Source organism: Clostridioides sp. ZZV14-6009, from assembly GCF_020658095.1.
In the GTDB taxonomy this organism is placed as follows: Bacteria; Bacillota; Clostridia; order Peptostreptococcales; family Peptostreptococcaceae; genus Clostridioides.
Window position 1 is genome coordinate 744,857 of sequence record NZ_JAGWDG010000001.1, and the last position, 13,034, is coordinate 757,890.

10 protein-coding genes are annotated in these 13,034 nt (G+C 31.9%); all 10 read left to right on the forward strand.

Annotated elements, in window-relative coordinates; genetic code table 11:
• The first annotated feature begins 290 nt into the window (after positions 1–290).
• On the forward strand, positions 291–1,652 hold the full coding sequence (locus tag KGF36_RS03175) for a solute carrier family 23 protein (protein WP_227829398.1): 1,362 nt from the start codon (positions 291–293) through the stop codon (positions 1,650–1,652).
• Positions 1,653–1,724: 72 nt separating this feature from the next.
• Entirely contained in the window at positions 1,725–3,119 is a 1,395-nt protein-coding gene (locus KGF36_RS03180; RefSeq protein ID WP_227829397.1) for an amidohydrolase, read from the forward strand.
• Positions 3,120–3,180: 61 nt separating this feature from the next.
• A complete protein-coding gene (locus KGF36_RS03185) occupies positions 3,181–3,651 on the forward strand; it encodes a (2Fe-2S)-binding protein (RefSeq protein WP_227434737.1) in 471 nt (156 codons plus the stop codon).
• Positions 3,652–3,653: 2 nt separating this feature from the next.
• A complete protein-coding gene (locus KGF36_RS03190) occupies positions 3,654–5,870 on the forward strand; it encodes a molybdopterin cofactor-binding domain-containing protein (RefSeq protein ID WP_227829396.1) in 2,217 nt (738 codons plus the stop codon).
• Positions 5,871–5,964: 94 nt separating this feature from the next.
• Complete coding sequence (locus KGF36_RS03195) at positions 5,965–6,636, forward strand: flavodoxin family protein (protein ID WP_003424384.1); 672 nt, start codon at positions 5,965–5,967, stop codon at positions 6,634–6,636.
• Positions 6,637–7,030: 394 nt separating this feature from the next.
• Positions 7,031–8,245 carry a diaminopropionate ammonia-lyase gene (gene dpaL, locus KGF36_RS03200; RefSeq protein WP_227829395.1) on the forward strand — a complete coding sequence of 405 codons (1,215 nt, stop codon included), beginning with the start codon at positions 7,031–7,033 and terminating at the stop codon, positions 8,243–8,245.
• A gap of 138 nt (positions 8,246–8,383) precedes the next feature.
• The gene (locus KGF36_RS03205; protein WP_227829394.1) at positions 8,384–9,571 is read left to right on the forward strand and encodes a YgeY family selenium metabolism-linked hydrolase; all 1,188 of its coding nucleotides are present in this window, start codon (positions 8,384–8,386) and stop codon (positions 9,569–9,571) included.
• A gap of 139 nt (positions 9,572–9,710) precedes the next feature.
• Positions 9,711–11,081, forward strand: a complete 1,371-nt coding sequence (gene hydA / locus KGF36_RS03210; protein WP_227829393.1) for a dihydropyrimidinase — start codon at positions 9,711–9,713, stop codon at positions 11,079–11,081.
• Between the two features lie 17 nt (positions 11,082–11,098).
• Complete coding sequence (locus KGF36_RS03215; RefSeq protein ID WP_227829392.1) at positions 11,099–12,505, forward strand: amidohydrolase; 1,407 nt, start codon at positions 11,099–11,101, stop codon at positions 12,503–12,505.
• A 78-nt stretch (positions 12,506–12,583) separates the two neighbouring features.
• Positions 12,584–13,030 carry a (2Fe-2S)-binding protein gene (locus KGF36_RS03220; RefSeq protein ID WP_227829391.1) on the forward strand — a complete coding sequence of 149 codons (447 nt, stop codon included), beginning with the start codon at positions 12,584–12,586 and terminating at the stop codon, positions 13,028–13,030.
• Positions 13,031–13,034: the final 4 nt, after the last annotated feature.

The following is a 13,034-nucleotide window of genomic DNA, read 5'->3' on the forward strand; positions in this document are numbered from 1 at the left end:
GATAATTTAAAGGGGTTGTTTAAATTATCTTATTATGAGATTGTTAGATTACTTCAGATAGCTATTCATTTTAATAAGAAATTTAATAAAGAGTATACATCAGACATTTAATGTTTAGTCAAAAAGAAAATCGGGGAGGGTATATTTGCACATTTGTTAATTTTTTATAAAAATAGCTCAGTTTAGCTGTGGTTATCGGTTGAGCAATAAATTCATGGTCATAAAAATATTTATAGAAAATAATTATAAAATATTTAGTCAAGATATTTATGTATGGGAGGATTTATTTTATGAAAACACGTAATACTTCAAAATATGATGTGGATGGGATACCACCACTAAAGGAATCGGTACCTTTAGCTTTACAACATTTGTTAGCAATGATAGTAGGAAATATGGTGCCTGCAATATTAATAGCAAACGTGGTAGGACTTAACCAGGGGCAAGCGACGATGTTGATTCAAGGTTCTATGTTAGCAGCAGGTTTGGCAACGTTTTTACAATTATATCCAATACCTTTATTCAAAGGATTTAAATTAGGTTCAAGATTACCTGTAATGATGGGAATGAGTTATGTATTTTTAGGAGCTTGTCTTTCTGTAGCAGCTAAAGATGGCTTAGCAGCTTTATTTGGAGCACAAATTGCTGCTGGGGTAATCGTATTCTTTGTAGGCTTTGCAGTTAAGAAAATTAGACATATATTCACTTCTATAGTTTCTGGAACTATAATAGCATGTATGGGACTTGGATTATTTGCAACAGCTATAAAGAATTTAGCAGGAGGAGAAGGTGCACAAACGTTTGGAAGTCCAATAAATTTTATAGTAGGAGTTATAGTTGCTTTTGTAATAATAATGATAAATAAGTATGGTAAAGGCTTAGTTAAAAACTCTTCAATATTAATTGGGATATTAGTAGGATATGCTATATCTTTAGCTTTAGGATTAGTTGATTTTTCTGCAGTTAAAGGTGCAGCTATAGTATCTTTGCCAACACCAGCGGCTTTTGGATTGGAATTTAGACCAGAGTTAATAGTAATGTTTACTATTATTTACATAATAGGTATAGCTGATATGATGGGTGCGTGTACAATAGCAACAATAGGTGCAATGGACAGAGAGGTAACTGATGAAGAGTTATCATCAGTTGTTTTAGGAAACTCTGTAACTTCTATAATTTCATCACTATTTGCAGCTCTTCCAACTGGAGTATTCAGCCAAAACACAGTAATTGTATCTATGAATAAAGTTACAAGTAGATTCGTAATAGCATTAGGAGCACTTGTATTATTACTAGCAGGAATATCTCCAGCACTAGGAGCAATAATGACAACTATACCATCTTGTGTTGTTGGTGGAGCAACTTTAGTAGTATTTTCATCAATAGCGATGTCTGGTTTCTCTATTATGAGTATGGATGGTTTTACTGAAGAAAACAATCTTATAGCAGGAGTATCTATAGCAACAAGCATGGGTCTTACAACTGCTCCACAAGTTTTAGACCAATTTCCAGCGACAATTGGAACTGTTCTAGGAGGCTCAAGTATAGTTTCTGGAGCAATAATAGCTATATTACTTCAAACACTATTTAAACTAAAAGGAAGTAAGAAATCTGAAAACGTTACTTCAAATCTTGAGGAAAATATTGGATAAATGTATTAGATATGATATGAGAAAGCTATGTGATAAAATGTTGTAATGAAAGTATTAAAAGGGGGATTTAAGATGATTGATATACTAATAAAGAATGCAATAGTTGTTACAGTTAATAAAAATAGAGAAGTTATATTTGATGGAGCAATAGCTATTCAAGGTGACAGAATCTTAGATATAGGAAATACAGCTGATGTTGAGGTGAAGTATTCTGACGTTAAAAAAGTTATAGATGCTAAAGGAAAAGTGATATTCCCTGGATTTATAAACACTCATAATCATTTATTCCAAGTATTATTAAAAGGTCTAGGAGACGACATGGCACTTCATGAATGGTTAAACACAATGATGTTTCCATCAGCAAAATTCTTAACAGAACAAGATACTTATGATGCTGCAATGCTTGGATGTATGGAAGGTTTAAAAAGTGGTATAACTACAATGGTTGATTATATGCATACACATAATAGACCAGGACTTACAGATGGAATAGTAAAAGCATATAAAGACTTAGGTATAAGAGGAGTAGTGGGTAGAGGCTGTATAGATTTAGGTATTCACAAAGAGCTTATAGAAGATGTGGAAACGGTTGAAAAAGATTTGAGAAGAGTATTTGAAAAATATCACAATTCAGAAAATGGAAGAATAAAAATTTGTGTAGCACCTTCTTCAATGTGGGCTATATCTGAAGAAATGGGTAAAATGCTTTGGAATATAGTCAAAGAGTATGATTCATACTTCACGGTTCATATTTCTGAAACTGAATTTGCAAGAACAGCAACAAAAGATATACATGGGGAAATAGATATAAAATTACTTGAAAAATGGGGAATAGTAGGCCCAGAAGTTGTAGCAGTGCATTGTGTATGTATAACTGATGAGGACATGGAAATGCTTAAAAAGTACGATATAAAAGTTTCTCATAACGTTGCAAGTAATATGTATCTTGCTTCTGGAGTTGCACCTGTTCCAGAAATGTTAAAGAAAGGGATAAATGTAAGCTTAGGTCTTGATGGTGCAGCAAGTAACAATGCACAAGATATGGTAGAGCTTATGAAATTAACAGCTTTGCAACATAAAGTAAACAACTGCGACCCTCTTGCAATTTCTGCAGAAAAAGTTCTTGAAATGGCTACAATTGAGGGGGCAAGAACTCTTAGAATGGAAGATGAAATAGGTTCTTTAGAGGTAGGAAAAAAAGCTGATTTAGTAATATTTAACTCAATGCTTTCTCCAAAATCAATACCTCTTCACAATCCTGTATCAACTTTGGTATACTCAGCTAGTATGCACAATGTAGAAAGTGTTTTAGTTGATGGAAATATAATACTTGAAAATGGTAGAGTAACTACAATTGAAAGTGAAGAACAAGTCTTATTGAATGCTCAGCATGCAGCAGAAGAATTATGTAAAAGAGCTAATGTAACTAATAGAATGGAAGGACATAAGTGGAATAGCTTATACTAATATGAAAATAAGCTTGTAATAATATTCTATTACAACATTAGTTTATCTGTAGGAGGAGAAAATGGAAAAAATAAAATTAAATATTAATGATTACATGTATGAAGTAGAAGTTGAAAAGAATGAAACTCTTTTGCATGTACTTCGTGAAAAATTAAATCTAACTGGAGCGAAACAAGGTTGTAATAGTGGCAGTTGTGGAGCATGTAAAGTTTTGATAGATGGAGTAGATATAAAATCTTGTAAACTTCTTGCAAGGAACTGTGAAGATAAAGTTATATACACTATAGAAAGTTTTGCTAATGGAGAAAATCTTCATCCGATACAAGAAGCTTTTATAGAAGTTGGAGCTGTACAATGTGGATATTGTACTCCTGGCATGATTATAACTACACAAGCTCTTTTAAATAGAAATTCATCTCCTAGTGAAGATGAAATTAGAGAGGCTTTTAAAGAAAATCTCTGTAGATGCACAGGATATATAAAAATTATAGAAGCTGTAAAATTATCTGCAGCTAGATTAGGAGGTAGATAGTTATGGAAAAAATCATAGGAAAATCATACCCTCTAAAAGATGCAGCTTTAAAAGTTACTGGTCAAATGAAGTATGTAGCGGACATGAAACCGCAAAATGCACTTCATGCTAAAATGCTTTTAAGTCCTGTAGCACATGCAAAAATAAAAAGTATAGATACAAGTGAAGCTGAGAAAATCGTTGGAGTTAGAGCCATAGCTACTCATCTTAATACATCACAGAGAAAATATAATGGCTCTTTACGATTTTATGAACATAATATACCTGAAAATGAAGTTATTTTTTCAGATACAGTTAGATTTGTAGGTGACCGTGTAGCAGCAGTTGCAGCAGAGACACCAGAAATAGCAGAAAAAGCTGTAAAACTTATAAAAGTGGAATATGAAGAATTACCAGCTGTATTTACTATACAAGATGCAATAAAAGAAGATGCTATATGTATACATGGAGATTCAAACATGGTTTCTCAAAATAATATAAATGGTGGAGATGTAGAAAAAGGTTTTAAAGAATGTGACTACATCTTTGAAGACGAATACTCTACTCCTGCTATACATCATAGTGCAATAGAAACTCACAGTGTAATTGCACACTATGATTATAATGATAAATTAATTATACATACACCTTGCCAAAACACATTTGGTTTCAGAATAATATTATCTCAAATTTTTGGGATGTCATTAAATAAGATAAGAGTTATAAGACCTGCTATTGGAGGTTCATTTGGTGGAAAACTAGAAATGACAATTGAGCCAGTAGCAGCAGCATTGTCAAAAATGACGAGAAGACCAGTTAAAATGGTTCTTACAAGAAAAGAGTCTATGATATCAACAAGAACTCGTCATGGGTCTTTTGTAAAACTAAAAACTGGTGTAAATAAAGATGGAGAAGTAATAGCACAGGAGATAAAAATATATACAAATACAGGTGCATATGCATCAAGTGCTTTAAATGTTATAGGCGCACTTAGCCATAAAGTGTTTAAAGTCTATAAAATACCAAATATAAAATTTACTGGAATACCAGTATATACAAATACACCAATAGCAGGAGCCATGAGAGGTTATGGTTCACCTCAAATATTTATGGCTCAACAAGCTCAATTTGCAAAAATAGCTAAGAAAATAGGTATGGATTTAGTAGATTTTCAAAATAAGAATGCTGTAGAACCAGATGATGTTGATATAATCTTCCACGGTTCTCTTGGAAATCCTAGAGTTCTTGACTGTATTGAACAAGGTAAAAAAATGTTTAAATGGGATGAGAAGAAAGCTCTTCCAAAAGAAGAAGGAAATTATTTAAGGGGTATAGGTATGGCAATAGGTGCACATGGTAATGGAGTTTTTGGTGCACATAGAGATGTTGTCACATTGACTCTTAAATTAAATGAAGATGGCACATTAACACTACTTACAGGAGCACATGATATGGGTAATGGTGTTGTAACTATGCAAACAATGATGGTAGCTGAAGTTTTGGGAATAACTCCGGATAAAGTTGATACTTTTGAAACAGACACTGATGCATGTACATTTAATCTTGGAGATTATGCAAGTAGAGGTGTATTTGTAGAAGGTGGAGGAGCTAAAAAGACAGCAGAAAAATTAAAGACTTTAATACTGGAAGAAGCAGAAAAATTACTTGAAACTTCAAAAGAAGAGTTATATCTAGATAATGGATATGTAATCAGTAAACTTGATGAAAATATTAAAGCATCATTATCTGATGTTGCAGTATATAGTCAAAGTAAGTCTTTGAGAGAATTGACAGTTGTTGAGGATTATTCTTCTCCGGCAGGTCTTACTTCTTATGGTGTACATTTTGTTGAAGTTTTAGTAGATAAAGAAACTAAAGATGTAAAAGTAGTCGATTTTGTAGCCGTACATGATGTTGGTAGAGTTATAAATCCTCTAAATTTAGAAGGTCAATTAGAAGGCGGAATTCATATGGGGTTAGGTTATGCGTTAAGTGAAGAGTTAGCCTTTGATGAGCAAGGAAGACCTAAAGTTACTGATTTTAAAAATTATAAATTATTTAGAACTGTCGATATGCCAAAGTGTCAAGTTGCATTTGTAAATAGTTATGAAAAAGCTGGACCATTTGGTGGTAAGAGTATTGGTGAATGTGCTGTTGTACCAGTTGCACCTGCTGTGGCAAATGCAGTATATGATGCAACTAATGTAGAGATACATTCATTGCCAATAAAATTAAAATAATAAAGCTTAAAATAAAAATTCAAATTTAAAATGAAACTTTATTAAAATTATAGAAAGCAATAAAAATAGATTTATTTGATGAGGAGATATTGTTATGGCAAAGATATTAGGTATTTGTGGAAGTCCACGTAAAGGAGCAACAGAATATGCAGTATTAGAAGCTTTGAAAGAAGCTGAAACTATACCTGGTATAGAGACTGAGTACTGGTCAGTTAGAGGGAAAAAAATAAGTCCTTGTGTACATTGTGATGCATGTATAAGAAAAGAAACTATGTGTATCATAAAAGATGACATACAAGAATTAGAGCAAAAAATATTAGAAGCGGATGGAATTATAGTGGGTTCTCCAGTATATGATATGAATATAACTGCTCAACTTACAGCAGTATTTAATAGACTTCGTCCTATGTATTTAGTTCATCCAGGAAAGCTTCAAAATAAAGTTGGAGCAGCTATAACTACTGGTGGAACTAGATATGGTGGTCAAGAATTAACAAAACTTCCTATAATAAATTTCTTCTTAATGCATGAAATGTTAGTATCTGGAGGGTTAGGTGGATGCTATATAGGCGGTACAATATGGAGTAAAGATGGAAAAGCAAAAGGAGCTCAAGAAGACGAAACAGGTATGGACACAGTAAAAAGACTTGGAAAAGGTGCTGCAGAAGCAGTAATGGTTTCTAAGTTTGGTCTTGAAAAATGGAATGTTGTAAAAGAAGAATTAGATGTTAAAAAAGATGAAAAATCGCCTCTTAGAGACCATTAAGAAGCATTTACTTCTTCAAAAAAAATAAGTTGAATTTTTACTATTGGCTCAATAAAAAATAGTGATGTAATAAAATATTACATCACTATTTTTTGCCTTTTATTAAATGCTTTATAGATTTCTATGTCAAAAAATACATAATGAATACATTTTAAGTATTAATTTTTAAATTTTAAAAATGAGAATTAAAAAGTGAGAAGATAAAAAAGGTTTTTTTATTATCAAATTCTATATACATTAGATAATTCAATAGATAAAGGTAAAAAAAGTTGAAAGTATTGCAAATTCTATGCTAAATAGCTATAGAAAAATATTCGATATATGTTAAGTGTTGGCATGTTAATTGCTAATATATAGAGTATAAAAATTTAACAATAATTTGGAGGTATTTTAGATGCTAAAAGAAATTAAATGGAAAGTAAACAATCTGCCAAAGGGCGATAAGGAAAATTGTATCAAATTTTTAAATGAAGAAGAAATAACTAAGGTTAGAAACTTCCATAAAAGCTTTCCTCAATATAAAGAAACTCCATTAGCAAACCTAGAAGGTTTAGCAAAAAAATTAGGTGTTGCAGGAGTATATGTAAAGGATGAATCTTACAGATTTGGATTAAATGCATTTAAAGTTTTGGGTGGTTCTTACTCTATGGGTAAATACTTAGCTCAAAGATTAGATACAGATATATCAGAGTTAGGATATGAAAAATTAATTTCAAAAGAAATAAAAGAACAATTAGGAGAAATAACTTTCTTTACAGCTACAGATGGAAATCATGGTAGAGGAGTTGCTTGGACAGCTAATAAATTAGGTCAGAAATCTGTTGTATTAATGCCAAAAGGTTCTTCTGAATTTAGATTAAATAAAATCAAGGGAGAAGGTGCAGATGCTAGTATAACAGACCTAAATTATGATGATGCAGTAAGATTAGCTAATGATTATGCAGAAGCTGATGACCATGGTGTAATGGTTCAAGATACAGCATGGGACGGATATGAAGAAATACCAGCATGGATAATGCAAGGATATGGAACTATGGCTCAAGAAGCTATAGAACAATTAAAAGAATATGGAGTAGATAGACCAACACATGTATTTGTGCAAGCAGGAGTTGGTTCACTTGCTGGTGCAGTTCAAGGATATGTTGCTTCAATATATGACGAATGCCCGATAACAGTAGTAGTAGAAGCTGATGAGGCAGATTGTTACTATAAATCAGCAGAAGCAGGAGATGGAAAACCAAGATTTGTAGGTGGAGATATGCCAACTATAATGGCAGGTCTTGCTTGTGGGGAACCAAATACTATAGGATTTGAAGTATTAAAAAATCATGCAGCAGCATTCGTTTCAGCACCAGACTGGGTTTCTGCTAAAGGTATGAGAACATTGGGAAATCCTTTAAATGGTGATGAAAAAGTAATCTCTGGAGAATCTGGAGCAGTTACAACTGGTCTTTTAATAGCAGCTATGGAAAGAGAAGATTTAGCTGACTTAAGAAGAGATTTAAAGTTGGATGAAAATTCAAGAATACTTTTAATAAGTACAGAAGGAGATACTGACCCTGATAAATACAGAAGTATAGTTTGGGATGGAGAGTATCCAAGTATATAGACGATTATTAAAATATTATATTCATCAAATAACAATTTACATATTAAAAAGATATATAAGTTCTAAAATTTAGAAATTATATAAATTATAAAGACTTAAATTAAAATATATATTTATAAAATCTAGGGGGATAACGAAATGCTAAATGAACAAAGAAAACAAGAAGTAACTGAGATATGTCAAAAATTAATCCAAAATCCTAGCTCTTCTGGAAATGAAGAAGGGGTTGTAAAAGCAATAGAAGAATCTTTTGAAAAATTAGGTTTTGATAGCTGGTCAAGAGATAGATATGGAAATATAGTGGGATGCATAAAAGGAAATAGACCAGGTAAAAAGATATTATTTGATGGTCATATAGACACAGTTCCAGTTCCAGATGCAAGTAAATGGAGTGTTCCTCCTTTTGAAGGAAAAATCGTAGATGGAAAGATATATGGTAGAGGAACTTCTGATATGAAAGGTCAGTATACTGCAATGATGTCTGCTGTAGCGTATTTTGCTAAAGACACTAATAAAGATTTTGCTGGAGAACTATATGTAGCAGGAGTTGTTCATGAAGAAATATTTGAAGGAGTTTCAGCTAGAGAAATAAGTAAAGCTGTTAAACCTGATTATGTTGTAATAGGAGAATCTTCAGAATTAAACTTAAAGATTGGTCAAAGAGGTAGAGGAGAAATAGTTGTAGAGACTTTTGGTAAACCAGCTCACTCTGCTAATCCAGAAAAAGGTGTAAATGCAGTTTATAAAATGGCTAATGTAATTCAAAAAATACAACAATTAGTACCTCCAACTCATCCAGTGTTAGGTGATGGAATATTAGTTTTAACAGATATAAAATCTTCTCCATATCCAGGAGCATCAGTAGTGCCAGATTACTGTAAAGCTACTTTTGATAGAAGATTATTGGTTGGAGAAACAAGAGAAGGAGTACTAGCTCCAATACAAGCATTATTAGATGAAATGATGAAAGAAGACTCAGAATTAAATGCAAAAGTTTCTTATGCATCTGAAAAAGCTGACTGTTATACAGGAAATACTATAGAAAGTGAAAGATTCTTCCCAGGTTGGTTATATGATGAAAATGATGAATTTGTTCAAGCAGCATACAAAGGATTAAAAGAAGCTGGAATAGATTCAGAAATAACTCAATACTCATTCTGTACGAACGGAAGCCATTATGCAGGTGAGGCTGGAATAAAAACTATAGGATTTGGTCCTTCTAAAGAAAATCTTGCTCATACAATAGATGAGTACATAGAACAAGAACAATTATTTATAGGAACAGAAGGTTACTATGGAATATTAAAATCTGTATATGGAAAATAATATTTAGTTCACAATAAATTATTTAAATATAGTCTAGAGGTGCTAAATATAGCACCTTTGGCAAACATAAAGTTATGTAAATAATATAAAATTAAAATACTAAGAGAATTTACTAGAGCTTAAAAGTTAGGAGGTATATATGGGAACAATACTAAGAGGTGGAACTATAATTACCTCTGATAAAACTTATATAAGTGATTTAAGAATAGAAGATGAAAAGATAATTGAAATAGGAAATAATTTAGAAATAAATAATGATAAAGTAATTGATGCTACAGGGAGACTTATAATTCCTGGAGGTATAGATACACATACTCACTTTGATATGAATGCAGGCTCTATAACTACTGCTGATAACTTTAAAACAGGAACAAGAGCGGCTATAGCTGGAGGGACTACTACTATACTAGACTTTGCAGAATCAAGTGAAGGAGAAAATCTAATACAGGGTATAAAAACATATCATAAAAAAGCAAGTGGAAATTGTTATTGTGACTATGGGTTTCACATGACAATCACATGCTTAGATAAAGATACATTTACGCACATGGAAAAGCTTATTTCAGATGGAATAGTATCCTTTAAAATGTATATGGCATATGAAGGTATGAAAGTAGATGATGGAACAATATACAAAGTACTAAAGGAAGCTAAAAACCTAGGTTGTATAGTTGAATTTCATTGTGAGAATGGAGATTTATTGGATGCATTAATAGAAGAACGTTTACAAAATGGAGATTTAGAAACTAAATATCATCCACTTACAAGACCAAACATAGTTGAGAAAGAGGCTGTTTCAAGACTTGCTGATATAACTGAATTGTCAAACTCAAAATCATATGTAGTTCACCTAAGTTGTAAAGAGTCACTAGAAATTGTAAAGATAGCTAGACAAAAAAGTGTAGATATGATAGTAGAAACATGTCCGCAATATCTATTATTAGAAGACAGTTTATACAATAAGGATGAGTTTGAGGCAGCTAAATATGTAATGTCTCCTCCACTTAGAAAAAAAGAAGATATAGATTTTCTTTGGAAAGGCTTGTCTGAGGGCGATATTCAGACCGTGGGTACAGACCATTGTTCATTTAATTTTAAAGGTCAAAAAGATTTGGGAATTGATAATTTTAGTAAAATACCAAATGGAGCACCAGGTGTTGAACATAGGTTATCTCTTTTATATACATATGGGGTTTTGGAAAATAGAATAAGTGTAAATAAATTTGTAGAAGTTACTTCCACAAATGCTGCTAAAATATTTGGGATGTATCCTAAAAAAGGTGAAATAGCTGTAGGAAGTGATGCAGATATAGTGATTTTAAATACAGATAAAGAAGAAATAATCAGTTATAAGAATCAAAAACAAAATGTAGATTATACTCCATATGAGGGAGTTAAGGTCAAATGTAAAGTTGAAGATGTTTTTTTAAGAGGAAAGCATATAGTACAAAGTTGTAATATCGTGGAGCAACCAACAGGTCAATATATTAAAAGAAAAATTACTAAATAATGCGGGGGGAAATAAGAATGATAGATATACTTATTAAGAATGCCATAATAGTAACTGTAAACAAAGAGAGAGAAGTTATTTTTGATGGGGCATTAGTAGTAAAAGATAACAAGATTGCAGATATTGGGAATTCTAAAGAAATAGAAAGTAAGTACACTGATGTTAAAAAGGTAATAGATGCTAAAGGCAAAGTCCTATTCCCAGGTTTTATAAATACACATAATCATTTATTCCAAACTTTATTAAAAGGGTTAGGAGATGATATGGTACTTAAAGATTGGCTAGAAACTATGACATTTCCAGCAGCCAATTATTTAGAGCCAAAGGACACTTATGATGCTGCAATGCTTGGCTGTGTGGAAGGTCTTAGAAGTGGTATAACAACAATGGTTGACTATATGTACCCTCACAGTAAACAAGGTCTTTGTGATGGAATAATAGATGCTTATAAAGAATTAGGAATAAGAGGAATACTTGGAAGAGGATGTATGAATACAGGTGCTCAATTTGGAGTTCATCCTGGAATAATGCAAGATGTAGAAACGGTTGAAAAAGATGTAAGAAGATTGTTTGAAAAACACCACAATACAGAGAATGGAAGAATCAAAATAGGAGTAGCTCCAGCAGCAATATGGTCAAATTCTCAAGAAATGCTTGAGATGCTATGGAGAGTAGTAAAAGAATATGATGATGCTTTATTTACAGTACATATATCAGAAACTCCTTTTGATAGAGAAGCAGCAAAAGAATTGCATGGGCAATATGACATAGATGTTTTAAAGAAATTAGGAATACTTGGACCAAATGTGCTTATGGTACATTGTGTATATTTAACTGAAGAGGATATGGAACTTACTAAAAAATATGACATGAAGGTATCTCATAACACAGCAAGTAATATGTATTTATCTTCAGGAGTTGCACCAGTACCAGAAATGCTTAAAAAAGGAATAACAGTTAGCTTAGGCGTAGATGGAGCTGCTAGCAATAACTCTCAAGATATGCTTGAACTTATGAAATTAACAGCACTTCAACATAAAGTTAATAAATGTGACCCATTAGCAATGTCAGCAGAAAAAGTTCTTGAACTAGCGACTATAGATGGAGCAAGAGCTATTGGAATGGAAGATGAGATAGGTTCATTAGAGATTGGTAAAAAAGCAGATTTACTAATATTTAATCCAATGCTTTCACCAAAAGCAATACCTATGCATAATCCGGTGTCTACATTAGTATATTCTTCTAGCATGAAAAATATAGAGAGTGTTATAGTGGATGGAAATATAATAATGGAAGACTCAAAAATATTAACAACTAATGAAGAAAAAGTATTAAAAGATGCTCAAGATACAGCTGAGAGACTTTGTGTAAGAGGAGCTATAAAGAATAGAATGGAAGGTCATAAATGGAATAACCTTTATTAATAAATATAATATTATTCTTAAATAAATTAAGTGTAGTATAGACTTTAACTTAAAAATATTAGTTTTGAGGTGATTTATTTGATTATCAAATGTACCATAAATAATAAAGAAAAAGAATTGAATATAAGACCAGATGATTTTTTAGCAGATACATTAAGGGAAAATGGATATGTAAGTGTTAAAAAAGGATGTGATACTGGCTCATGTGGTCTATGTACAGTAATGGTAAATGACAAAGCTGTGTTGTCTTGTAATTATCTTACTGCTAGAGTAGAGGGACAACGTATTACAACACTTGAAGGCGTAGTAGATGAAGCTAAGAAATTTGGGGATTTTCTTGCGGATGAAGGAGCTGACCAATGTGGATTTTGTGCTCCTGGATTTATAATGATGGTTTTAGCAATGAAAAGAGAACTTCAAAATCCAACAGAAGAAGAAGTTATAGATTATGTAAATGGAAATCTTTGTAGATGTACAGGATATAAAGGTCAACTAAGAGCAATACATAAATATTTGAACACTTAAACTT

Coding starts and splice junctions, on each gene's coding strand:
- KGF36_RS03175 (WP_227829398.1), top strand. CDS start 291: ATGAAAACACGTAATACTTCAAAATATGATGTGGATGGGATACCACCA.
- KGF36_RS03180 (WP_227829397.1), top strand. CDS start 1,725: ATGATTGATATACTAATAAAGAATGCAATAGTTGTTACAGTTAATAAA.
- KGF36_RS03185 (WP_227434737.1), top strand. CDS start 3,181: ATGGAAAAAATAAAATTAAATATTAATGATTACATGTATGAAGTAGAA.
- KGF36_RS03190 (WP_227829396.1), top strand. CDS start 3,654: ATGGAAAAAATCATAGGAAAATCATACCCTCTAAAAGATGCAGCTTTA.
- KGF36_RS03195 (WP_003424384.1), top strand. CDS start 5,965: ATGGCAAAGATATTAGGTATTTGTGGAAGTCCACGTAAAGGAGCAACA.
- dpaL (WP_227829395.1), top strand. CDS start 7,031: ATGCTAAAAGAAATTAAATGGAAAGTAAACAATCTGCCAAAGGGCGAT.
- KGF36_RS03205 (WP_227829394.1), top strand. CDS start 8,384: ATGCTAAATGAACAAAGAAAACAAGAAGTAACTGAGATATGTCAAAAA.
- hydA (WP_227829393.1), top strand. CDS start 9,711: ATGGGAACAATACTAAGAGGTGGAACTATAATTACCTCTGATAAAACT.
- KGF36_RS03215 (WP_227829392.1), top strand. CDS start 11,099: ATGATAGATATACTTATTAAGAATGCCATAATAGTAACTGTAAACAAA.